Consider the following 22,466-nt stretch of genomic DNA (forward strand, 5'->3'; position numbering starts at 1 on the left):
GCCGTGCCCACCGGACCGACCGCGCCCGCCGTGCCCGCGCCGACCGAGGACTGGCAGCGGCTCGTCCGGCTGCTGGACGAGCGGGAGATCGTCCTCTCCACCGAGGGCGGCCGGCTCGACTACCTCGCCCCGCCCGGAGCGATGGACGCCCCGCTCGTCGCCCTCGTGAAGGCCGAACGGCCCCGGCTGCTCGCCACCCTGACCGGCGGCGGCGCCGCCGAGGCCGCCGCCCCGGCCGGCATCGCCCAGGCCCGGATGCACCGCAGCCACGGCCGGGTGGCCGACCCGAGCCTGTGGAACATCACCCAGCGGATCACCCTGCGCGGGCCGCTCGACCCCGCCCGCCTGCAACGGGCCCTGACCGCGCTGACCGCCCGCCACCGCAGCGTGCGCACCCGCTACGCGCCCTCCGACCTCGGGCTGCTCCAGCAGGTCCTGCCCGCGCCCGACGGCCTGCCGCTGCCGGTCGCCGCGGTGGGCGGCGGCGCGGAGGCGGTGGCCGCCGCCACCCGTGAGGAGGCCGCCACCCCGTTCGACCTCGCCGCCCCGCCCCTGCTCCGGGCCCGGTTGCTCCGGCTGGGCCCCGAGCACCACGTCCTGCTGCTGACGTTCCATCACATCGTCCTGGACGGCTGGTCCCTGGCCACCCTGCTGGCCGATCTCGGCACGCTGTACGGGGACCACCGGGCCGACCTGCCCGAGCCGGGATCGATGATCGAACACGCCTGCTGGGAACGGACGGTGGTGACCCGGGAGGCGGTGCGCCGGGCCACCGCCCGGTACGCCGAGCGGCTGGCCGGACTGCCGCTCACGGTGCCGCTGCCCACCGACCGGCCCCGGCCCGAACGGCGCTCCGGGCACGGCGGCGTGCTGCCCTTCACGCTCACCCCCGAGCTCACCGCGGCACTGAACCGGTGCGCGGCCCGCCGCTCCACCACCCCGGCGGCCGTGGTGCTGGCCGCCGTGGGCGATCTGCTGGGCGAACTCACCGGCGCGGACGAGACCTTGGTGATGCTCTCGACCGCCAACCGGCGGCGCCGCGAGCACGAGCGGCTGGTCGGGCTGCTCACCACCAACCTGCCGGTCCGGCTGCCGAGCCGCGCGCCGGGCGGGTTCGCCGGGCTGGTCGACCGGGCCGGCGAGGCCCTGGCCACCACGCTCGACCAGGCGGACGTTCCGTTCGGCCTGGTCACGGAGGAGCTGCGGGCGCGCGGGCTGGCGCTCCCGCCGTCCTTCCCCCAGGTGCTGCTGGCCGTGCAGACCACCCCGGCGCCGGTCCTGGAGCTGACCGGCCTGGACGTCGTGGTCGAGGACGTTCCGGGCAGCGGCGCCCGCTCGGACCTGCTGCTGATGCTCACCCCCGAGGGGAACGGCCTGACGGGCCTGGCCGAGTACGACGCCGACCTCTTCGACGAGGCCACCGTCCGGGGCTGGCTGGACCGGCTGGTGCGACGGCTGGCCGAGCAGGTGCCGCCGCTGGCGTGACATTCCCCCGGGTCGGACCCCCGGAGGCCGACCCCGGAGCCGACCCCCAGCGCCCGTCAGGCGCGCAGGAAGGCCTCCAGGGCGGTCGCCAGCGCCACCGGCACCTCGTGCATCGGGTAGTGCCCGGAGTTGGCCAGGACCTCCAGGTCCGCGTTCGGGTAGTGCGCCAGCCGGGTGCCGCGCATCAACTCCGCGGACAGCGCGAGGTCGTGCTCACCGACGAAGACCTTGACCGGCAGGGTGCTGCCGGCGATCCGCGCCGCGAAGTCCTGGGTGGTCCAGTCGTCGAGGTAGCCGGCGACGGCCTCCGGGCTGGAGCCGGCCACCGAGCGGGCCGTCATCGCGTCCAGCCAGCGGCCGCAGGCGCGGTGCCCGGTCACCAGGTCCAGGATGGCCCGCCGGTTGGCGGCCTGCCGCGGGGCCTGGTGGAACAGGTCGTACGCGTCACCCTCCAGCGGCCCCCGCGGGGTCCTCAGGCGGGCAGCTGCTGGCGGTAGGCGTCCAGTGCGGGCGCGGTGGTGGTGGCGAGGAACTCCGTGACGGTGTACTCCGCCAGACCGGCCAGGCTGAACGGGTCGGTCCGGACGATCTCCTCGACGACCGCCCGGTCCGGGGCCACGGCGATGATCACGCCGCCGTCGCGGGGCTCCTTGCGGCCCGAGGCGAGGAAGGTCCCGGCCTCGTAGTGCTCCTTCAGCCACTCCACGTGCCGCGGGAGCACGGCGTCGATACGGTCCAGGGGCGCGGTGTAGGTCAACTCCAGAACGAACATGCGTCCAGGCTAGTCCTCCCTCCCGACGGGGTGTCAGCGGGGCGGCGGTCCGGAGATTTTGCCGAACGGTCGACCAACGCGCCCCGCGTCCCGGATAGCGTGCGGGCATCCCAGTGATCACGGGCGCGGCCGGACCGCGCCGGAAGAGGTGTGCCATGAACCGGATCGACGTCCCCGCGACCGCCGCCGCACTGCCCGGGGCCTGGCGCTCGCGCGTCCTCGGCCGGATCGGCACGGCCGCCGTCAAGGTGCTGCGGATGGACGAGCTGCCGCTGGCCGAGGAGCGGCACCCGCACGCCGAGGCGCTGCTCGTCCTGGACGGCCGGCTGGACCTGCTGGTCGCCGGCACGGCCGTCCCGCTCGGCCCCGGGGAGCTGTACGTGGTGGCGGCCGGCGTCCCGCACGCGGTGGCCCCGGGCAGCCGGGGCACGCTGGTGATCGTCGAGGTGGACGACGACGGCGCCGGACCGGCCTGAGCCCGCCGTCCGGACGGCCCGCGCCCCGTTCACGCCGTCGACGGCGCAGGGGACTGCCCGGAGACGGGCCGACTGCGGTACAACTGCGCTGATATGACGATTGATCGGAGATATCTGCCATGAGCAAGTCAGCTCTGCCCCGCCGCGGTCTGCTCGTCGGCGCGGCGGCCACGGTCATCGGCTGGAACACCGCCGGCCGCAGCTGGGCCGTCGCCGCCGGCCAGGGCGCCCCCACCGACGGCCCGGCCACGGCGGACGCGGTGGCCGCACTGCCCCGGCTGGACGGCAGCCTGGTCACCGACCCCGCCACGCTCACCCGGTTCACCGGTGACTTCGGGCACCTGGTGACCGCCGCGCCCCGGGCCGTACTTCGGCCGGGCTCGGTGCGCGACATCACCGAGGTCGTCGGCTTCGCCCACCGCCACCGGATCCCGGTCGCCATGAACGGCCAGAGCGGCGGCGGCGACCCCGCGGAGCTGGAGTCGCACTCCGGCTACGGCCAGGCCACCGCACCCGGCGGCATCGCCGTCGACGCGCGGGGCCTGGACCGGATCCTCTCCCTCACCCCCGGCCGGGCCGTGGTGGAGGCCGGCGTCACCTGGGCGCAGCTCACCGACGCCGCCCTCGCCCAGGGCTGGATGCCGCCCTGTCTGACGGACTACCTGCACCTCTCCGTCGGCGGCACGCTCAGCGTGGGCGGGATCGGCTCCGCCGTGCAGCGCCACGGCCTGCAGGTGGACACCGTCGAGTCGGTCGACGTGGTCACCGGTACCGGCCGGCTGCTGACCGCCTCCGCCACCACCAACCGTCAGCTGTTCGAGGCGGTCCTGGCCGGCGGCGGACAGGCCGGGATCATCGTCCGCGCCACGCTGCGGCTCGTCCCGGCCCGCGAGCGCGCCCTGGTGTTCAGCCTGTTCTACGACGACCTCGCCGCCTACCTCGGTGACCAGGAGCGGCTGATGGCCGAGCGCCGCTTCGACCTCCAGGCGGGTGAGGCGGTGCTCGACGCCGCGGCCGGCACGTGGCGGTACAAGATCGAGACGGTCGCCCACTACGACGGCGCCACGCCCCCGGACCGGGACGCCCTGCTGCGCGGGCTGCGCTGCCTCCCGGGCGAGACCACCGTCGTCGACCAGAGCGCCCGCGACTACGCCTTCCGGGTCGACGGCTTCGCCGGCTACCTCAAGGCCGCCGGCCTCTGGACCCAGCCCAAGGCCTGGCTCAGCGTCTTCCTGCCCGCCTCCACCGCGGCCGCCTTCGTCCGTGAGGCCACCGCGTCGCTCACCCCCGCGGACCTCGGCGCCGGGCTCCTCCTGCTCTACCCCTACCGCACCGCCGCCCTGACCCGCCCGATGGCCGTGATGCCGGACGCACCGGTCGGCTGGCACTTCGACCTGCTCTCCTTCCCCGCCCCCGGCGCCGACACCGCCGCCATGCTCCGCCGCAACCGTCGCCTCTACGACCGGGCCGTCGCCCTGGGCGGCAAGCGCTACCTGATCGGCGCCGTCCCCGGCATGACGCCGACCGACTGGCGCCGTCACTACGGCTCCCGCTGGGCGGCCGCCGTCGCGGCGAAGCGCCGCTACGACCCGGCCGGCATCCTCACCCCCGGCCAGGGCATCCACACCTGATCCGCCGCGGGGCCGCCCCGCCCCCGCGGCGGGCGGGGCAGGCCCGTGGGGAGGCACGGTGAAAACCGGTTCGGATCGGCGTGCGCCCGTGAGAGTGTCGACGGGGAAGGAGTGCGAGCGCGTGGACGCGGCCTGACGGCGCGTCACCCGAGCGAGTCGTGGGCGGACGGAGCGCCGCGGCCGGCCCGGGCCGACAGCCGGTCGGCCGAGGCGGCGACACCGGTGGACGGAACGAGGGACGAACCCGATGGAAGCTGCACGCGTGATCGCCCTCGTGGCCGCGACGATCACCACCGGACTGAGCGCGGGGCTGTTCTACGCCTACGCCTGCTCGGTGATGCCGGGGCTGCGCACGACGGAGGACCGTACGTTCATCGACGTGATGCAGCGCATCAACGTGGCCATCCTCAACGGCTGGTTCCTGGTCGGGTTCGTCGGTGCGCTGGTCTGCACGGCGGTGGCGGTGGCACTGCACCTGCCGTCGGACGGTCACGACGTCCTGCCGGCCGCCGTCGCGGCCCTGGCCTGCTACACCGCGGCGCTCGCGGTGACCCGGAAGATCAACATCCCGCTGAACGACGCGCTGGCCGCCGCCGGGGAGCCCGGGCGGATCCCGGAGCCCGCCGCGGTGCGCGAGCGGTTCGAGGCGCGCTGGGTGCACTGGAACATCGCCCGGGCGCTGCTCTGCACGGCGGCCCTCGGATGCCTCTGCTGGGCGCTGGTGCTGCACGGCAACGCGAGCGGCTGAGCCCCGCCCGGCGCCGGGCGGGGCTCAGCGCGCGGCCGGCGGCCTCGGCGGGTTGTTGCGCAGCGGAGCGATCTCGCGGTCCAGCGTGGCGACATCCATCGCTATCCGCCGGGCGATGTCGCGCGGACCCGCCTCGGCCGGCAGCCGCCGGCTCCAGGAGCGGGCCCGGGCCGGGCCGTCGTGCGCCATGTGGAAGTTCAGCCGCAGCCCGCCGCCCAGGTCGACCAGGCTGATCAGGAAGTGGATGTCGGACAGGTCGATGGTGACGTCGTTGCCGATGCAGGAACAGCCGACCAGATCGCCGATCTCCTCCTCCGCGAGGTACTTGGCGAGCTGGACGGCCTTCCCCTCGACACGGAACGGTCGCAGTACGGGATCCACGCTGGCTGTCGCCTCTTCCCCGGTGTTCGCTGGACTCCTGCCGTTGCCGACATGATTCTAGAACCGTCCTTGGAGTCCAAGTCACCGGCATCACAACGGACTTGGCCAGACAGCACGAGGGGGCGCAGGAGCGCACAACGGTGGAGGGGCGGCGAGCCGCCTGCGCGGTGCGGTCCGCCGGCTACCGCGTCTCGTGCTCCTTCCGCGCCGTCGCGGGCTCCCGGCGTCCCGCCCGCTGCCGCCACAGCAGCGGCAGGGCCGGCGCCGCCACGACCGCGAGCAGGCCGGCCAGGCCGATCGCGCGGCCGGCGCCGATCGCCTGGACGTCGCGGAAGGCCGCGGTGATGGCGTCCGCCGTGGCCTGGTCGACCGAGGAGAGGATCTGGTCGGCGAGCTTGGAGTCCGTGACCGCGTTGCCCAGTTGCTGGGCGTCGTCCTCCGAGAGCCCGGCCGCCCGCGCCCGGCTGATCGCCTGGTCGGTCTCCACCGCCTGCTGGACCGCGACCGTCACGGCCACCCCGAAGGCGCCGCCCAGCATGCTGGTGACCTTGAACATCCCGGAGGCCGTGCCGGCCAGCTCCTCCGGCGGCCCGGCGACCGCGGTGTCGGACAGCGGGACGGACATCAGCCCGAGACCGGCGCCGAGCACCAGCAGCCCGGTGGCCAGGACGGCGTAGTGGTAGGTGTCGCCGATCACGGCGGTCACCAGGGTGCCGATGCCCAGCAGGAACAGGCCGACGACCACTGGGAGCCGTGCCCCCCGCCGGGCCGCCACCCGGCCGCCGAACGGGTTGAACAGCAGGATGGTCACGGTGGACGGCAGCAACAGCAGCCCGGCCGCGACCGGACCGTAGCCGCGGACCTCCTGGAGGTAGAGCGTGAGCAGGAAGCTCACCCCGGCGAAGACGATGTTCATCACGGAGTTCGCCGCGAGCGCCCCGTCGAACGGCCGGGAGGCGAACAGCCGCAGGTCGAGCAGCGGATCCCGGACCCGCCGCTCCACCAGCACGAACAGCGCCGCGAGCAGGACCGACGCGACCAGCAAAGTGATGATCACCGGGTCGGTGAAGCCGTCCTCCTGACCGGCCGTGCACCCGTAGAGCAGGCAGAACGCGGCCGCGGCGCTGATCACCAGGCCGGTGAAGTCGATGTGCCGGGTGGCGTTCGGGTCGGTGGACTCCACGGCAGACCGGCGCACCAGCCACCAGGCGATCACCGCCAGCGGGGCGTTGATCCAGAAGGTCGACCGCCAGCCGGCCAGGCCGGTCAGCACGCCGCCGACGGCCGGCCCGGCGGCCTGGCCGACCCAGGCCACCGCCATCCAGGCCCCGAACGCCCGGGGCTGCTCGCTCACCGGGAACATCGGCGGGATCAGCGCCAGCGTCGCGGGCAGGATCAGCGCGGCGCCGAAGCCCATCGCGGCCCGCCCGGCGATCATCCCGGTCACCCCCGGCGTGAACGCCGTCAGCAAGGAGACCACGCCCAGCAGCACCAGGCCGGCCTCCAGCATGCGCTTGCGCCCGAACACGTCGCCCAGCTTCCCGGCCGCGAGCACCAGCGCACCGGTGGAGAGGCTGAAGGCGTTGTTGGCCCACTGCAGGGCGGGCAGCGAGACCGACAGTTCGTCCGAGATCGTCGGCACCGCGACCCCGAAGTCGGCGAACGACAGCCAGACCATGCCGGCCGCGACGCACATCCCGGTCATCGCGGTCCACCGCTGCGGGGAGTACCCGCCGTCCGGCTCCCCGGACGTTCCGGCCATGGGTCCGCTCCCTCCTGCGCCCGGCCCCGTGCCGAACGGACCTGCCCACTATCCGGGCCCGCCCGGCACCGGGCCGGTGGCACACGCCGCGCATCCCCTGAACGGCCCCGTCGGCCCGGCCCTGCCCCGAGGGGCGCGGTCAGCCCCGTCACCGTGGCCCGGCCCCGAGGGGCGCGGTCAGCCCCGGGCCCGGTGCTCGTACTGGTAGGGCGTCATGGTGGTCAGGACGGCGAAGCCGAGCCGCTCCAGGATCGGGCGGCTCTGGTCGGAGGCGTCGACCCGCAGGTACTCGTAGCCGAGACCGGCGGCGATCCGGGCCCGGTGCGCCACCAGCGCGCGGTAGACGCCGCGGCCGCGCCAGGCCGCCAGCGTCCCGCCGCCCCAGAGCCCCGCGAAGCCCGTTCCGGGGTACAGCTCCATCCGGGACGCGCACACCGGAACCTCCCGGCCCTCGTGGTGGGCGATCGCGAGGTGCACCTTCAAGGTGTCCGGGCTCGCGGTGAGCTGGGCCAGGATGCGGCGGCCGAGCCGGGTGCCGTCGGTGCCGAAGGCCTCCTCGTGGACGGCGACCACCTGGGCCACGCCCGCCTCGTCGGTGACCTCGCGCAGCTCGATGCCGGCCGGCTCCGCCGTGTCCGCCATCCGGCGGGTGAGGTCGCCGAGCTCGGCGACCATCAGGGTCTCCGGCTCCTCCGGGGTGAAGCCGGCGGCGGTGAGGCGCTCGCCGAGGTCGGCCGGGCGGTCGTGGCCGTACACGGTCCACTCGAAGTCCTGGCCGAGACCGGCGTAGTGGCGGACCTGCTCGGCGATCACGGCGTCGGCGCCGGTGGGATCGAGGTCGGACCAGACGATGCCGTTCCAGACGCTCTCGGGACCGCTCTGGCGCACGATCCCCGGGGACCGCTCGATGCGCGCGGCCGGGGTCTCGCGCGAGATGCCTCGGCGCATCCGGGAGTCGACGAGGGCCAGCAAGGTGTCGTGATCGGTAGTCATCCGGGCACTCCATCATCCCGGTGAGCTGCGGGGCAATCGGAATTCCGGTGGGTGGCCGGTGGCCGGTGGACGGTGGACGGCCGGGGTCGGCTCTCCTCGCCCCGGCCGCCCGGCCGCCCTCGGTCAGCGCCGGGCCGCGGTCAGCGCCGGGTCGCGGTCACCACGGTCGCGTCGCGGTCCTCGCACGAGGCGACCGCGCCGTCCAGTCCGGCCGCGCCGACCACGGCGAGGGCCGCGGGCACCTGGCGCTCACTGGTCTCGAAGAACAGCGCCCCGCCCGGGGCCAGCCAGTGCGGCGCCTCCCCCGCCACCCGGCGCAGCACGTCCAGCCCGTCCGCGCCGCCGTCCAGGGCCGGGCGCGCCTCGTGCACCCGGGCCTCGGCGGGGAGCAGCGCGATGTCGGCGGTCGGTACGTAGGGCACGTTCGCCAGCAACACGTCGACCCGGCCGCGTAGTTCGACGGGCAGCGGATCGAACAGGTCGCCCTCGAACACCCGGCCGCCGGCGCCCGCCAGGTTGCGGCGGGCGCACCGGACGGCGGCCGCGTCGACGTCCGCCGCGTACACCTCGACCGGGTGGGCGGCCATCGCCGCGAGGGCGGCGGCCAGCGCGCCGCTCCCGCAGCAGAGGTCCACCACCAGGGCGTGCGCGGGCGTCAGCCCGAGCGCCGTCTCGACCAGGAACTCGCTGCGGCGCCGGGGCACGAAGACGCCCGCGTCGACGGCGATCCGCAGACCCCCGAACTCCGCCCAGCCGACCACGTGCTCCAGCGGGCGGCCCTGGGCGCGGGAGCGGACCATCGCCGCGAGTTCGGCGGGAGTGGCGGCGGCGTCGAGCAGGATGCGCGCCTCGTCCTCGGCGAAGACACAGCCGGCCGCCCGGAGGCGGGAGGTCACCGAGGAACGCAACAGTGCGGAAGAGAAGACAGACAACAGAAGAACCCCATCAAAGACACAGGCGAAAGATCAATCCGCCAGGACTCCCCGAGAGGGACCGCCGCCGAACCGGCAGAGCGCCACTACGCGCTCGGTGCCACGTCTTCACAGCTGTTCCCGGGGAGCACCCGCTCCGTCGTACCGGTAATGGGTCTCACCTCCCGAGGTCGTGGTTCTGTTCGGCGCCGCCACCCTACCGCACGCTCCGCACCCGGAAGGGATCGTGGCGAGGGCCCTCACCCGGTGGCATCCAGGTCCGATGCGCTCCTCCGCCACACCTGACAAGCCGCCGTTCGACGCCGTGCTGTGCTGTGCGACATCGACGGCGTGGTCCGCTTCTTCGACCAGCACGAGGTGACCCGCCTCGAACACGCCGCCGGGCTGGGGATGACGGGGCTGCTCCACCGCGGGCCCGAGGACCTGCGCCGGGCGCTCGCCCCGCTGTTCGACGGCCCGCGCGCCCCGGGCCGGTGGACCGTCGGCCGGGGCGCGGGCCTCGGGCCTCAGGCCTCGGGCGGGGTGACCGGGCCTCAGGCGAGGTGGTCGGCGACCAGGGTGGCGAACTCCTCCGGGGCGAGGATCCGGATGCCGAGCTCCTCCGCCTTGGCCCGCTTGGAACCGGCCTTCTCCCCCGCGACCAGCAGGGTGGTCCGCTTGGAGACGGACGAGGAGGCCTTGCCGCCGGCCCGCTCGATCAGCTCGTTGACCGCGTTGCGCGAGAGCTCGGCCAGCGGACCGGTCATGGCTCCGGTGACGACGACGCTCTCACCGGTCAGCGGGCCGGCCACCGCCTCCCCCTCCGCGCCGTCGGCGGACGCGACGGGCGCGGTCGGGGTGGTGACGGCGGTGCCCACCCCCAGGGCGGCCAGCCGGTCCAACAGCGGTGCCACCTCGGCGAGTTCGGTGACGATGACGGCGGCCTTCTCGGCGCCGATGCCGTCCACCCCGGCCAGCGCCTCGGCGTCGGCGGCGCGGATCGCCGCCATACTGCCGAAGTGTGCGGCGATCCGGCGCGACATCGTCCGGCCCGTGCCGCGGATCCCGAGGGCGCAGAACACCCGGTTGAGCGGCTGGGTGCGGGCGGTCTCGATGGCGGCGAGCAGGTTGTCGGCGCTGGTGTCGCCCATCCGCTCCAGGGTGAGCAGTTGCTCCTTGGTGAGCGTGAAGAGGTCGGCGAGATCGGCGACCAGCCCCGCCTCGACGAGCTGGACGGCGCGGGTGCCGCCGAGGCCCTCCACGTCGAGCTGGTCGCGCCCGGCGGCGTAGATGATCGAGGCGACGGCCTGGCAGGCCCGGCCGCGCACGCAGCGCCAGCGCTGCTCGGTGGTGTCGATGGCGTCACCGCAGCGCGGGCAGGTCTCGGGGAAGGCGATCGGCTGCTCGGCACCGGTGCGCTGGTCCACCAGGGGGGCCTCGACGCGCGGGATGACGTCCCCCGCCCGGTAGACGAACACCTGGTCGCCGATCATCAGGCCCCGGCGCTCGATGTCGGCCGGGTTGTGCAGGGTGGCGTAGGTGACGGTGACACCGTCGATGACCACCGGCTCCAGGACGGCGCGCGGCGCGATGATGCCCGTCCGGCCGACGTTCCACTCCACCCCCAGCAGCCGGGTGACCTTGTGCTGGGCCTGCAGCTTGCGGGCCACCGCCCAGCGCGGGGCGCGCGAGCCGGAGCCGGCCTGCTCCTGGTCGGCGGCGGAGTCCGCCTTGACCACGACGCCGTCGATGCCGAACGGCAGGGCGGCGCGCAGCGCGGCGATCTCGTCCACGCGCTGCCCGACCTCCTCGATCGTGGCGCAGCGCTGCGGGTGGGCCGCCGTGCTGGCGGCGGTGTTGGCGCCGAGAGCGGCGAGGCGCTCCAGCAGCTCGCCGTGCCCGAGGTCGGGCAGCCCGATGGCGCCGTAGGCGAAGAAGGTGAGCTCGACGCGGTAGGCGCGGTCCTTGGCCCGCAGGGTGCCGGCCGCGCCGCTGCGGGGGTGCGCGAACGGGGTGGCGCCGTGCTCGGTGCGGACGGCGTTGGCGTGGTCGAACTGCTCCTGGGTGAGCAGGACTTCGCCGCGCAGCTCGATGTCCAGGGGTTCGCCGAGCCGGGCGGGCAGGCCGAGCACCGCGTCGGCGGCGTGGGTGATGTCCTCGCCCGCGAGGCCGTCGCCGCGGGTCAGCACCTGGGCGAGGCGACCTGCCCGGTAGCGGGCCGCGATCGCCAGGCCGTCCAGCTTCGGCTCGACGCACCAGCCGGCCACCGGCCGGCCCAGCCTGCGCTCCAGACCCTCGGCCCAGGAGACCAGCTCCTCGGCGGAGAACACGTTGTCGAGCGAGAGCATCGGCACCGAGTGCGGGACGTCCCCGACGACCGCGCCGCCGGCCACCTTGCCGGTCGGGGAGTCGGGGAGCACCTCCTGCGGGTGCTCGCGCTCGTACGCCTCGATGGCTCGCACCAGGGCGTCGTACTCGTCGTCGCCGAGCGGGGTGGCGCCGTCGGCGTAGTACGCCGCAGCGGCCCGCACCGCCGTGGAGACGGCGTCGGCGTAGGCGTCCGGGGAGGCCAGGGCAGCGGGAGAGGCCATGGTGGCTGCGTCCTTCATACCGCCATCATGGCTCCCGGCACTGACATGCGACCGCAGGGCCGTTCGACCGCCTGGCGCGGGTGTCTCCGGACGGCCGGGGCGGGCAGGCCGCCCCACCGGCCCGCGGACCGTCGGGCTTTCCGTCCCCGGCGACCGGGGTCGGGACGGCGTCCGCCGCGACCGGGGTCAGCCGACCGGCGGCGCCGCGGTCCGGTAGGAGTCGACCGCCTCCGGGAGGACGAGGCAGGGCAGCAGCCAGTCCCAGAACGCCTGCAGCCGGCCGGCCAGCTCCTCCCGGCCGCGCGCCGCGCCGCCCAGCACCTCCAGTCCGCACGCGGCGGCCACCAGCAGGGACTCCGGACCGACCCCGCCCGCGCGTTCGCGCAGCTCACCCGCCCGGCGCGCGCCCGCCAGCAGCTCCCGGACGGCGCCCGCCCAGACGCCCTGGAAGCCGCGGACCCCGGCGACCGGCCCGTCCTCGCCCTGCCAGGCCCCGTCCTCGCGGCCCAGCCGGAACGCCGCCCGGACCACCGGATCCGACTCCAGCGAGGCCACCAGCCAGTAGCCCGCGTCGATCAGTGCCTGGACGGACGTGGATTCCGTCCGCAGCGCGCAGCAGGCCTCCCGCAGCGCCCGCTCGGCGTGCTCCACCACGGCCCGCGCCAGCTCCTCCTTCGAGCTGAAGTGGAAGTAGAGCGCGCCCTTCGTCACCCCCGCCGCCGAGGCGATGTCCGCGAGCGTCGCGCCCGCGTAGCCGGACCGGTCGAACAGCTCCGCTCCCGCCGCGACCAGACGCCCGCGCGTCCGCTCCGATCTCTCCTGCACCAACCGGCCCTCCATTCCGCCCGCCCGCACCACGCCGGGACCGACCCGGCGACAGCCGCCGTCCGTCACCCGTTCCGCGGGAGCCGGCCAGGTCCGCGCCGGACCGTCGTCGCGCCGCCGGTGGGACGTCCCCGCCCCACCGCGACACCCCGGCCGACCGCCACCGGTCGCCCGAACTCCCGCGCGTCGACGATGCCGTGACTGATGGTCACCGGGTAACCCCTCCGGTGATCTGCCGACGCATCCTTGGCACATTGGTTTGCCCGGGCGGCCGGGCGGCCGGGCGGCCGGCCGCCGGAGGGTGGGCACGGCCGTGGCGGCCCCGCGTCCGGCCCCGCGCCGGACCGGCGTCGACCCCGCATCGGAGCGCAAGAAACGGGACGAGCGGTTTGTCAGCCGCCAAACCGGACGCGCTGTACGGTTCGGCGTGACACGGCCAGGGCCCCAGCGGACGGGTCCTCAGCAGGCCGCGGCCGCACGGGCGGCGGCGACCTCGGCGACCACCCTGGCGCCCCGGTCGGCATCCATCTCCAGGGAGGCCAGCACCCCGGGCACGGCCACGCTCGGCAGCAGGTGCTGGAAGAGGCCCGCGACGCGTCGCTCCAGGTCCGCGCGGCCGGCGAGCTTCTGCGACTGGACCTGCACACCCGCCCAGGCCGCCGTCACCAGCCAGGCGGTGTCGGCCGGCACCACGTGCGGGAGCAGTTCGCCGCGCTCCCCCGCCGCCGTCAGCAGCGCCTCGAACCGGGCGATCCACCCGGGGACGGCGCCCCCGCCCAGGTCCCCGAGGCCGTCCTGGCCCAGCGACAGCCGAGCGCCCGCGCTCAGCACCGTGTCACGCGGCAGCAGATGGGCCACCACCATGCCGGTGTCGACGAACTCCTGCAGTCTGCAGGCGCGTTCGGGCACGGAGTCGTGGGCGAACTGCTCCTCCACCACCCCCTGGGCGAGGTCCCGCTTGGACGCGAAGTGGAAGTAGACCGCTCCCCGGGTGACGCCGGCGCGGGCCACCACCTCACCGATCGTCGCCGCCTCGTACCCGCACTCGTCGAAGACCGATGCCGCCGCCTCCAGAATCAGCCGGCGCGTCCGCACCGCCCGCTCCTGCCGCACCACACGACCACCCCGCCCACCGCACCGATCGAACAAAACCAGACAGCCCGTATCTTAACCGGCAGGCAATCCCGTACCGAACCTGCGGTTTTCTCCAGCCCGGCGGTCGCTTCGGGGGTCAGGAAACCGACCGTGCGGTATATCGAGAGCCGCTATATCGGGAGGTCCGCGGCGCGCTCCTGGCCCACCGCGAGGCGTCGGGATCCCGCCGGATTTACGGGAACGGCGTAGCGGGAGCCGCGTTCAGGGCGTCGTCGACCCGCTTCCAGAAGGCCCGGAAGTCCGCGGGAGCCGCCCGGTCGGCGGCGTACTGGGCGGAGTGCGCCTTCAGCACCTCCAGGTACTCCGGGGTGAGGATGACCGAGAACTCCCACCGGTCGGGCCCGCTGTAGGCCGGGACGGCACGGTTGCGCGCCTGGGCCAGTTCGTCCGAGATCATCCGGAGGTCGAGCAGGTACTCGGCGAGCCGGTCCCCCTCGGGCGGGGCCGCCCGCAGCCGCTCGGCGAGCAGGTCGAGCAGCGCCTTCATCCGGTCGTAGTCGTGGTAGTCCAGCTCGACGAGATAGGTGAACTCGCTTGTCTCCACCCGGTTCTCACGCACCTTCTGACACCAGACCGGGGCCAGCTCCCGGGCGGACGGGGCCGAGCGCGGATTCCTGCGCAGGAGGGTGGCCAGTGCCCTGAGGTTCCCGTCCCCGATGTTCCCCTGGTACTCACGGGCGACGGCCGGGAGGGTGACCCGGGTGGGCTGCAGGGTACTGAAGTGCGCCAGCACGACGCCGTGTTCCTGCTCGTCCAGCGTTCCCCACTCACCGTGCGGGCCGCCGCACGCGTCCGCGAGCGCGGACAGGCAGGCCGCGACGGCCATCGCCTCGCTGCCCCGCCACTCCCGCTCCAGCCAGTGCTCGAAAGCCGACCCGTTGTTCACCGGCTGCCCTCCCTCTCGGTCCTGTCGATCGGTGCTCCGCGGTTCCCCGTCGTCGAAACGCCTGCGGCCGGCCAGCGCGCCGAGCCCGAGCGTGAGTCGCTTCTGCAGGCCGTCGTACCGGGACCGGGCGATCTGGTGACCGGCGTCGGCCGCCTTCTCGTACCAGCGCAGCGCTTCGCTCGGGTTGCCGAGCCACTCCTCGTAGAGGGTCCCCAGGAATAGCGCGCCGAAGGCGCTGCCGAGCTGCGCGGACCTCCGGTACCAGTGCATGGCCAGCTCGGCGTCGGCGGCCGACGGCTCCTCCGGCAGCTCCCCGCGCAGCCTGGCCCGCATCCGGCCCTCGACGATCAGCCCCAACCGGGCCATCGCGTCGGCGTTCCCGGCCCCGGCGGCCAGCCGGTGGAGCTGCTCGATCCTCGGCAGGTTCTGCGTCCCGTCCCCGCCGCTCCACTCCAACTCCAGGAGGCAGGCGGCTTCGTAGGCCTCCCGGGCCTGCTCCTCGGTGAGCAGCCCTTCCGGCAGGGCGAACGGGTCGGGCGGCGGCGGCAGTCGCGGCGCGATGGAGGGGTCGCCCGGGAACGTCACGTGGTAGTGGACCCCGCCCATGACGAGCCCGGCCTGGACCACCGACATCGACACCGCCGTCCCGACGGAGAGTTCGTTGCGGACCACGCCCGGCATGTCCGGCGTGGCAGCGTCCGCCACGTCCGGCACGTCCGGCACGTCCCGCGCATCCGGCCCGGCGACGCCCGGCACGGACGGCGCGGCGCTGTCCGCGCGGTGCTCCGCGGCCTCGTCCAAGAGGTCACCCCACTCGCTGCGCGTCCGGACGGCGTCGCCGGTGCCACCGGCCGGCGACGGGGCCGGACGGACCGGTCGACAGCGCCGGTGCAGGGATGCTACCCGCGTCAACCACGTTGCGGGACACGCGTTCTGGCCAATCTGACGGTGCACGGCAGGACACGGCACCCTGCTCCCCCGCGCGACCTCCGGGAGTCGCCGGACCGCTTCGGAGTGAGCCGCCGGACCCACCCGTAGTGAACCGTCGCACCGGCCCGGAGTTCGGCATCGGGCACCGCCGGACCCTCCGGGCCGGTCCGCCCGTCCGGGTGAACAGCGCATGCGGCACCGGGGCGGAACGCCTAGCGTGGCCCGGGGCACCCCGCCCGGCCCGCCGCCCTCCCCGGACGGGCGCGACCGGCGCCGCGGGGTCCGACCCTCCGGCTCCGCCCCCGTTCCCCTCAGGAGATCCCCGTGACCACGACGACCCCGCTGGCCGATCTCACCGGCGACTACGTCCTGGACCCGGCGCACACCCGGATCGGCTTCGTGGCACGCCACGCCATGGTGACGAAGGTGCGCGGCGCGTTCCAGACCTTCGAAGGCAGCGCCCACCTGGACGGCACCGACCCGAGCCGCTCCACCGCCCGGGTGTCGATCAGCGCCGAGAGCATCGACACCGGCAACGAGCAGCGCGACGGGCACCTGCGCACCAACGACTTCCTCGACGCCCCGAACCACCCGAGGGTCACCTTCACCTCGACGGGCGTCGAGCAGCTGAACAGCGCCGAGTACCGGGTCAGCGGTGAGCTGACCATCAAGGAGACCACCCGCCCGATCACCATCGACTTCGAGTACACCGGCAACGCCCGGGACCCGTACGGCAACCTCCGGGTCGGCCTTGAGGGATCGGTCGCCATCAGCCGCAAGGACTACGGCATCACCTGGAACGCCGCCCTCGAAGGCGGCGGCGTCCTGGTCGGCGACAAGGTGGTGCTGGAGTTCGACATCTCGGCGATCAAGCAGGAGTGACCCGGCCCGGGTGTACCCGAGGGCCTGTGGCGGAGACCGCCACAGGCCCTCGGCGCGTTCCGGGGCGCGCCGCGCGGTTACTCAACCCACTGGTTGAACAAGCGCGCGGCGCGGAGTAGCCTCGTATTCAACCAAACGGTTGCGAAGAGAAGCAGAGGTGCGCTGATGGCCACCGATCCGCTGTCCAGGGCGTTCGTCGCTCTGGCCGACCCGACCCGGCGCGACATCGTCGCCCGGCTCTCCGTCCGCGACGCCGGGGTCGGCGAACTCGCGGAGTCCTACGCCATGTCGATGCAGGCCGTCTCCAAGCACCTCAAGGTGCTGGAGGAGGCGGGGCTGGTGAGCCGAAGTCGCGACGCCCAGCGCCGGCCGTGCCACCTGGAGCCCCAGGTGCTCGATCTGATGACGGTCTGGATCGAGCGGTACCGCCGGCAGGCCGAGGAGCGGTTCGGTCGGCTGGACGCCGTCCTCGCCGCCATGGAGGACGGCGACGAGCCCGGAGCGGCCGTCCCGGCCCCGGAATCCCCCGAAGTGCACGAAGAGCACGAAGGACAAGAAGAGCACGAAGGAGCAGCGTCATGACCTCCAGCGACGACCGCCGGGCCACGATCGAGGCGGACCCGGCACTCCCCGTCATCCGCATCGTCCGCGAGTTCGACGCCCCACCGTCCCGGGTGTTCCGCGCCTGGACCGAGCCCGAGCTGGTGGCGCGGTGGCTCGGCCCCAGGGACCGGGTCATGAAGATCGACACCTGGGACGCCCGCACCGGCGGCAGCTACCGCTACTCCGCACTGGCCGGGGACGGGGCCGGGGCCGGGGCCGGGCCGGCGAGTGAGGTGATCGCCTCCTTCTACGGCTCGTTCCACGAAGTCCGCCGGGACAGCCGGCTCGTCCAGACCTTCACCTTCGAGGGCGTACCGGACGGCGTCTCACTGGAGACCGTGGTCTTCGAGCCGGTCGGCGAAGGCCGCACCCGGGTCAGCTCGCTCTCCCTCGTCGACAGCCTGGCCACCCGCGACGCGATCATGGCGAGCGGGATGGACCGCGGCGTGATCGAGGGCTACGAGCAGTTGGACGAGCTCCTCGCCGCCGGCTGACCCCGGCGCGCCGCCGCCACGGGGGCGGTCGCTCAGGACAGCACGGCGACCGCCTCGACCTCGACGAGCTGGTCGGTGTAGCCCAGCACGGTGACGCCGAGCAGGGTGCTGGGCACGTCGTGGCTCCCCAGGTAGGAGCGGTAGACCTCCCACGCCGTCACGAGGTCCTCCTGCCGGGAGGAGGCCACGTACACGGTGGTCCGGACGAGGTCGGTCAGGGCGGCGCCCTCGTCCTCCAGCACGGTGATCAGGTTGCGCATGACCTGGTGGGCCTGGGCCCCGAAGTCGCCCACCGCGACCGTCCGCCCCTCCGCGTCGAGCGGACAGGCGCCCGCCAGCCAGAGCGAGCGCACCGGCGCGTCCACGGAGGCGGCGTAGGCGTAGTCCACCGCCTGGGTGAGCCGGTGGTTGCGGATCAGCCGGACCGTACCGCTCATGGGGGCTCCGAAGGTCGAACGGATGTCTGCTCCCCATCCTCGACAGCCGCCTGATCGCCGGTCAAACCATTAACCGCCGCCCGCTCCTCCCGCCGCGCCCCCGCGCCCCCGCACTCCCGGTTCACCGGTGCGGGTGATGGCGGGTCGTCCCGCCGGACGGCGATCCTGGTGCCCCACCGAACGAAGGGGTTCCGCGATGGTGCTTCGACTGCCCGGCCGCGGTGTCGGCCGCCGCCGGATCCTGGGGCTCGCCCTGGGCGCGAGCGCCGTACCCGTCCTCGCGACCGTCGCGGCCCGGGCGACACCGGCCGCGGCGCCGCTGCCACCGGCCGCCCTGGGCCGCCGGGTCGCCGAGGTGGCGGCCGCGCAGATCGGCGTGCCGTACGCCTGGGGCGGCGGCGACCGGCTGGGCGCGGGCATCGGGTTCTGCGACGAGGAGAACGGCTACCTCGACGGCCGGTGCCTCGGCGAGCACACCGTCGGCTTCGACTGCAGCGGGCTGTCCCTCTACAGCTGGTACCGGGCCAGCGGGGGCGCCGTCGACCTCGCCCACTACACCGTCGCGCAGTACCACCGCTCCGAGCCGGTCGCCCGGGCCGACCTGCTCCCCGGCGACCTGCTGTTCTTCTCGCGCGCGGACGCGCCGCTGCACCACGTCGGCGTCCACGCGGGCGACGGCGCGATGATCCACGCCGAACGTACCGGCACCCTGGTCACCCGTCTGCCCGGCGTCTTCGAAAACCCGCGCTGGGCGGCCGAGTTCGCCGGCGCCCGGCGCCCGCTGCCGCTCGGCTGAGCGAGCGGAAGCGACCGGGAGCCCGCCGGCCCGCTCTCAGAGCGCCCCCGGTAGGTCGTGGTGGATCCGGCGCAGCAGGTCGTGCAGGGTGCGGCGCTCCCGCGGGTCGAGCGGGGCGAGGATCTCGTCCTGCACCGCGCGGGCCTCGGCCTCCAGTTCGGCCAGGACCGCCCGGCCCGTCCCGGTGATGCTCACCGAGACGCGCCGGCGGTCCGCCGTGTCACGGATGCGCTCGACGCAGTCGGCGGCGGCCAGCCGGTCGGCGACCTTGGCCATGTCGCTGGGGTCCACGCCGAGCCGCCGGACCAGGTCGCGCTGGGCGTGCGGCCCGAAGTCGGCCAGTGCGGCGAGCACCGCCATGTCCCAGAGCCGCAGGCCGCGCCCGGCCAGCCGCTCGGCCAGCCGGCTCCGTGCGGCCCTGCCGGTCCGGGAGAGCAGGTAGGTGCTGAGGTCCAGCAGGGTGGGCGGGGTGGAGCTCTCGGGGGTCACCCCATCAGTCTAGGGTCCGGCCCTATAGTGGGTCAGCACCTACTAATTGCGGTGGGCCGCCCGCCGCCCCGAGCCCAGGAGTCCCGACGTGGATGCCCTGTACACCCGCCTGCTCGTCTCCCGCTTCGCCGAGTGCTTCGCCTTCTACCGCGCCGTCCTGCCCCCGCTCACCGGCGCCGCCCTGGTCAAGGGCGACGCGGCGGGCCCGTACGCCAACTGGGAGGCCGACGGCCGGACCGTGCTCGCGCTGTACGACCGCGCGATGATGGCCGCCGCCGTGGGCACCGAGCGGCTCCCGCCCCGCCCGCCGGCCGCCCAGGACTCCGCGATGCTGGCCGTCCGCGTCACCGACGTGGACGAGGCGCTCGCCCTCTGCCTCCGCCACGGCGCCCGCGTGGCGGCCGAAGCCACCGACCGCCCCGCGTGGGGCCCGACCCTGCGCACCGCCCACCTCCGTGACCCGGACGGCCACCTGATCGAGCTGCAGTCCTACTGACCGCCGCCCCCGGCCGGGGCGGGCTCCCACAGGTCGGGGCTGCCCGCCCCGACCAGGGACCGGATCCGGGCCAGGGCCTCGTCGGCGGGGATCGGGGCGAGCCGGCGGCCGTCGCGCAGGCGCAGGGCCACCAGGCCGTCGGCCGCCTCCCTCGGCCCGATCACCGCCTGGTACGGGACCAGCCGGGCCTCCCGGATCCGGGCGCCCAGGGTGCCGTGCTCGGGCCCGGCGACCTCGGCCCGCAGCCCCTGGTCGAGGCAGCGCTGCCGCAGTCGCCCGGCCTGGTCGGCCTCCCCCTCGGAGACCGGCAGCAGGACCAGCTGGGTGGGTGCCAGCCAGGCCGGGAACGCGCCGCCGTACAGCTCGATCAGATGGGCGACGACCCGCTCGACGCTGCCGATGACACTGCGGTGCACCATCACCGGGCGGTGCCTGGCCCCGTCGGCGCCGATGTAGTGCAGGCCGAACCGCTCCGGCTGGTGGAAGTCGATCTGCACGGTGGAGAGGGTGGATTCGCGACCGGCGCCGTCGGCGATCTGGACGTCGACCTTCGGTCCGTAGAACGCCGCCTCCCCCTCGACCGCCTCGAAGGGCACGCCGGACCGCTCCAGCACCTCGGTCAGCAGCGCGGTGGCCCGCTCCCAGAGCGCCGGGTCGGCCACGTACTTCCCGCCCTCACCGGGCAGCGAGAGCCGGTAGCGGACGGGGCGGATCCCGAGCGCGCGGTGCGCCTCGCGGATCAGCTCCAGCGCGGCCACCGCCTCGTCGGCCGCCTGCTCGGGGGTGCAGAAGATGTGGGCGTCGTTCAGCTGGATCGCCCGGACCCGGGTGAGCCCGCCCAGCACGCCCGATGGTTCGGACCGGTACATCCCGCCCAGTTCGGCCATCCGCAGCGGGAGCTCGCGGTAACTGCGCGCCCGGGAGCGGTAGATGAGGGCGTGGTGCGGGCAGAGGCTCGGGCGCAGCACGACCTGCTCGGCGCCCAGGTCCATCGGCGGGAACATGTCGTCGCGGTAGTGCGACCAGTGGCCGGAGATCTCGTACAGCTCGCGTTTGCCGAGCACCGGCGAGTACACGTGGCGGTAGCCGGCCCGCTGTTCGTACCCCCGGACGAACTCCTCCAGGGTGTGCCGGACGGCGGCGCCGCCGGGCAGCCAGTACGGCAGGCCGGAGCCCATCAGCGGGTCGGTGTCGAAGAGGTCGAGTTCACGGCCGAGGCGGCGGTGGTCGTGCATGGTGGCGGTCTCCACTCGGGTCTGCGGGGTGGCACCTGCGGGGGCTCTCCGCAGGCGGCGCTCCTGAGCCGAGTGGGCGGGAACGACGAAGCCCCGGGGCACTCGGCCCCGGGGCTTCGGACTAGGTCAGCAGTCAGCGCACCGGGACTCTCTCCGGCGTCGTCGTCAGGACGGCTGCAGCGCGCTTCATGCCTCCCACGGTAACAGGGCGGCGGCGCTCCCGGCGATCCGTTTCCGGTCCTCGCCCGCGCTCCGGAGCCGATCGGGAGCGGGCGTCCTCAGTACAGCACCGCGCAGCCCCGCTCGCCGAGGGCGGCGAGCAGCCGGGGCGGCGGTGTGACGTCGTTCCACCGCAGGTCGAGCTTCTCCAGGGCCGGCAATCCGGCCAGCCAGTGCGGCAGTTCGGTGATGCGATTGCTCCGCAGGTCCACCCGGCGCAGCAGCGGGAGCCCGGCGAGCACCGGAGGGATCTCGGTGAGGGCGTTGTCCCGCAGGTCGAGCTCGCGCAGCGCGGCGAGTCCGGCGGCGGACGGCGGCAGAGCGGTCAACGCGTTGCCGCGCAGCCACAGTTCGCGCAGGGCGCCGAGCCGGCCGAGGGTGTCCGGCAGGCGGGTGAGCCGGTTGTGCTGGGCCCGGAGCTCCACGAGGGCGGTCATCCCACCGAGGGCGTCCGGCAGTTCGCCGATCCGGTTCTCGCCGACGTTGAGGTAGCGCAGGGCGCCGAGCCGGCCGAGGGCGTCCGGCAGCCGGGTGAGCGCGTTGTCGTGCAGGTAGAGGAAGTCGCGCAGTGCGGTGAGTTCACCGAGTTCCTCCGGCACGGCGGTGAGCGCGTTGTGCCCGAGGTCGAGGGTCCGGAGACGGCGCAACCGTCCGATGGCGGGCGGCAGTTCGGTCAGGCCGGTCTCGGCCAGGATGAGGACGGTCAGGTCGGTGCGGTCCCAGACGGATTCCGGCACCGCACCGAGCGGCTGCCGCCAGAGGTTGAGGGTCAGGTCTGTCACCCGGGCATTCTCCGCCGGTGCGACGCCCCGGCGAGGCCCGGGGCCGCTACGCGCCCGGGAGGTGGAGGGTCCCGTCGAGGACGGTGACGGCGGTGCCGGAGAGGTGGACGCGGTCGCCGTGGAGGGCCGTCCGGACCAGGCCGGTGCGGGCGGAGACCTGGAGGCCGGCGAGCCGGTCACGGCCCAGCCGGGCCGTCCAGTACGGAGCGAGCGCGGTGTGGGCGCTGCCGGTGACCGGGTCCTCCGGGATCCCTCGGGCCGGGGCGAAGAAGCGGGAGACGAAGTCGTACCCGGCGTCGCCGCGGGCCGCGGGCGCCGTGACGATGACGCCGCGCAGGTCGTCGCGGAGCGTCGGGCGGTCGGCGCGTCCAGCCGGGGCGTCAGGTCGCGCACGGCGGCCTCGTCCTGGCCCGGTGCCGGGCGGGGGGGGGGGGGGGCCCCCCCGCGCGGCGGCGAGCGGGGGGGGGGGGAAGAGGGTGGCGGCGGA

At 74.7% G+C, this 22,466-nt stretch carries 24 protein-coding genes; 9 read left to right on the forward strand and 15 right to left on the reverse strand.

Going from position 1 to position 22,466, the window contains the following annotated elements; genetic code table 11:
• The first annotated feature begins 3 nt into the window (after nt 1-3).
• Nucleotides 4-1,485, forward strand: coding sequence for a condensation domain-containing protein (locus ABZ497_RS27705; protein WP_359809078.1), 1,482 nt, complete (start codon nt 4-6; stop codon nt 1,483-1,485).
• A gap of 56 nt (nt 1,486-1,541) precedes the next feature.
• Here ABZ497_RS27705 and ABZ497_RS27710 read toward each other — a convergent pair whose 3' ends face one another.
• Nucleotides 1,542-1,865 carry an alpha/beta hydrolase gene (locus ABZ497_RS27710; RefSeq protein ID WP_359809080.1) on the reverse strand — a complete coding sequence of 108 codons (324 nt, stop codon included), beginning with the start codon at nt 1,863-1,865 and terminating at the stop codon, nt 1,542-1,544.
• Between the two features lie 92 nt (nt 1,866-1,957).
• Nucleotides 1,958-2,257 (reverse strand): YciI family protein, encoded by a 300-nt coding sequence (locus tag ABZ497_RS27715; RefSeq protein WP_329485784.1) that lies wholly within the window; start codon nt 2,255-2,257, stop codon nt 1,958-1,960.
• A gap of 155 nt (nt 2,258-2,412) precedes the next feature.
• Here ABZ497_RS27715 and ABZ497_RS27720 point away from each other — a divergent pair, with 155 nt between their 5' ends.
• The 3 genes from ABZ497_RS27720 (at nt 2,413) to ABZ497_RS27730 (ending at nt 5,112) form a co-directional block, all read left to right on the forward strand.
• Nucleotides 2,413-2,733 (forward strand): cupin domain-containing protein, encoded by a 321-nt coding sequence (locus ABZ497_RS27720; protein WP_359809082.1) that lies wholly within the window; start codon nt 2,413-2,415, stop codon nt 2,731-2,733.
• A 119-nt stretch (nt 2,734-2,852) separates the two neighbouring features.
• Nucleotides 2,853-4,364 carry an FAD-binding protein gene (locus tag ABZ497_RS27725; RefSeq protein ID WP_359809083.1) on the forward strand — a complete coding sequence of 504 codons (1,512 nt, stop codon included), beginning with the start codon at nt 2,853-2,855 and terminating at the stop codon, nt 4,362-4,364.
• Between the two features lie 247 nt (nt 4,365-4,611).
• Nucleotides 4,612-5,112 carry an anthrone oxygenase family protein gene (locus tag ABZ497_RS27730; protein WP_359809084.1) on the forward strand — a complete coding sequence of 167 codons (501 nt, stop codon included), beginning with the start codon at nt 4,612-4,614 and terminating at the stop codon, nt 5,110-5,112.
• 24 nt (nt 5,113-5,136) lie between these two features.
• Here ABZ497_RS27730 and ABZ497_RS27735 read toward each other — a convergent pair whose 3' ends face one another.
• The 8 genes from ABZ497_RS27735 to ABZ497_RS27770 all read right to left on the reverse strand — a co-directional run bounded on the left by ABZ497_RS27735 (nt 5,137) and on the right by ABZ497_RS27770 (nt 15,417).
• A complete protein-coding gene (locus tag ABZ497_RS27735) occupies nt 5,137-5,493 on the reverse strand; it encodes a hypothetical protein (RefSeq protein ID WP_329485788.1) in 357 nt (118 codons plus the stop codon).
• A 181-nt stretch (nt 5,494-5,674) separates the two neighbouring features.
• The gene (locus ABZ497_RS27740) at nt 5,675-7,255 is read right to left on the reverse strand and encodes an MFS transporter (RefSeq protein WP_359809085.1); all 1,581 of its coding nucleotides are present in this window, start codon (nt 7,253-7,255) and stop codon (nt 5,675-5,677) included.
• Nucleotides 7,256-7,432: 177 nt separating this feature from the next.
• Nucleotides 7,433-8,248 carry a GNAT family N-acetyltransferase gene (locus ABZ497_RS27745; RefSeq protein WP_359809086.1) on the reverse strand — a complete coding sequence of 272 codons (816 nt, stop codon included), beginning with the start codon at nt 8,246-8,248 and terminating at the stop codon, nt 7,433-7,435.
• A gap of 140 nt (nt 8,249-8,388) precedes the next feature.
• Nucleotides 8,389-9,144, reverse strand: coding sequence for a putative protein N(5)-glutamine methyltransferase (locus ABZ497_RS27750; protein WP_359809087.1), 756 nt, complete (start codon nt 9,142-9,144; stop codon nt 8,389-8,391).
• Between the two features lie 569 nt (nt 9,145-9,713).
• Entirely contained in the window at nt 9,714-11,768 is a 2,055-nt protein-coding gene (gene ligA / locus ABZ497_RS27755) for an NAD-dependent DNA ligase LigA (RefSeq protein ID WP_359809089.1), read from the reverse strand.
• Nucleotides 11,769-11,936: 168 nt separating this feature from the next.
• Nucleotides 11,937-12,575 carry a ScbR family autoregulator-binding transcription factor gene (locus ABZ497_RS27760; protein WP_359809091.1) on the reverse strand — a complete coding sequence of 213 codons (639 nt, stop codon included), beginning with the start codon at nt 12,573-12,575 and terminating at the stop codon, nt 11,937-11,939.
• 459 nt (nt 12,576-13,034) lie between these two features.
• Nucleotides 13,035-13,670, reverse strand: a complete 636-nt coding sequence (locus ABZ497_RS27765; protein WP_359809093.1) for a ScbR family autoregulator-binding transcription factor — start codon at nt 13,668-13,670, stop codon at nt 13,035-13,037.
• A 232-nt stretch (nt 13,671-13,902) separates the two neighbouring features.
• Nucleotides 13,903-15,417, reverse strand: a complete 1,515-nt coding sequence (locus ABZ497_RS27770) for a hypothetical protein (protein WP_359809095.1) — start codon at nt 15,415-15,417, stop codon at nt 13,903-13,905.
• A 453-nt stretch (nt 15,418-15,870) separates the two neighbouring features.
• Between ABZ497_RS27770 and ABZ497_RS27775 the strand changes: the two genes are divergently transcribed.
• The 3 genes from ABZ497_RS27775 (at nt 15,871) to ABZ497_RS27785 (ending at nt 17,525) form a co-directional block, all read left to right on the forward strand.
• Complete coding sequence (locus tag ABZ497_RS27775) at nt 15,871-16,428, forward strand: YceI family protein (RefSeq protein WP_359809097.1); 558 nt, start codon at nt 15,871-15,873, stop codon at nt 16,426-16,428.
• Nucleotides 16,429-16,593: 165 nt separating this feature from the next.
• Nucleotides 16,594-17,010 carry a metalloregulator ArsR/SmtB family transcription factor gene (locus tag ABZ497_RS27780; protein WP_359809099.1) on the forward strand — a complete coding sequence of 139 codons (417 nt, stop codon included), beginning with the start codon at nt 16,594-16,596 and terminating at the stop codon, nt 17,008-17,010.
• On the forward strand, nt 17,007-17,525 hold the full coding sequence (locus ABZ497_RS27785) for an SRPBCC family protein (RefSeq protein ID WP_359809101.1): 519 nt from the start codon (nt 17,007-17,009) through the stop codon (nt 17,523-17,525). Before ABZ497_RS27780 ends, ABZ497_RS27785 begins: the two co-directional genes overlap by 4 nt.
• A 32-nt stretch (nt 17,526-17,557) precedes the next feature.
• On the opposite strand, the gene ABZ497_RS27790 is transcribed toward ABZ497_RS27785, so the two are convergent.
• Nucleotides 17,558-17,962, reverse strand: a complete 405-nt coding sequence (locus ABZ497_RS27790) for a RidA family protein (RefSeq protein ID WP_359809103.1) — start codon at nt 17,960-17,962, stop codon at nt 17,558-17,560.
• A 196-nt stretch (nt 17,963-18,158) separates the two neighbouring features.
• Here ABZ497_RS27790 and ABZ497_RS27795 point away from each other — a divergent pair, with 196 nt between their 5' ends.
• On the forward strand, nt 18,159-18,758 hold the full coding sequence (locus tag ABZ497_RS27795) for an NlpC/P60 family protein (RefSeq protein ID WP_359809104.1): 600 nt from the start codon (nt 18,159-18,161) through the stop codon (nt 18,756-18,758).
• A 36-nt stretch (nt 18,759-18,794) separates the two neighbouring features.
• Here ABZ497_RS27795 and ABZ497_RS27800 read toward each other — a convergent pair whose 3' ends face one another.
• Nucleotides 18,795-19,247: a MarR family winged helix-turn-helix transcriptional regulator gene (locus ABZ497_RS27800; protein WP_359809106.1), complete on the reverse strand. Its 453-nt coding sequence runs from the start codon at nt 19,245-19,247 to the stop codon at nt 18,795-18,797.
• A gap of 88 nt (nt 19,248-19,335) precedes the next feature.
• Between ABZ497_RS27800 and ABZ497_RS27805 the strand changes: the two genes are divergently transcribed.
• Entirely contained in the window at nt 19,336-19,743 is a 408-nt protein-coding gene (locus tag ABZ497_RS27805; RefSeq protein ID WP_359809108.1) for a VOC family protein, read from the forward strand.
• Here ABZ497_RS27805 and thrS read toward each other — a convergent pair.
• The 3 genes from thrS to ABZ497_RS27820 form a co-directional block, all read right to left on the reverse strand.
• The gene (thrS, locus tag ABZ497_RS27810; RefSeq protein ID WP_359809110.1) at nt 19,737-20,993 is read right to left on the reverse strand and encodes a threonine--tRNA ligase; all 1,257 of its coding nucleotides are present in this window, start codon (nt 20,991-20,993) and stop codon (nt 19,737-19,739) included. The two genes, ABZ497_RS27805 and thrS, sit on opposite strands and share 7 nt — an antisense overlap.
• Before the next feature lie 263 nt (nt 20,994-21,256).
• Nucleotides 21,257-21,979: a leucine-rich repeat domain-containing protein gene (locus tag ABZ497_RS27815; protein WP_329485806.1), complete on the reverse strand. Its 723-nt coding sequence runs from the start codon at nt 21,977-21,979 to the stop codon at nt 21,257-21,259.
• A gap of 46 nt (nt 21,980-22,025) precedes the next feature.
• Nucleotides 22,026-22,466, reverse strand: a 441-nt coding sequence (locus ABZ497_RS27820; protein ID WP_359809112.1) for a PhzF family phenazine biosynthesis protein, incomplete at its 5' end; no start/stop codon positions are given.

The sequence above is a fragment of the Kitasatospora sp. NPDC005751 genome, assembly GCF_040630835.1.
Taxonomy (GTDB): Bacteria; Actinomycetota; Actinomycetes; order Streptomycetales; family Streptomycetaceae; genus Kitasatospora.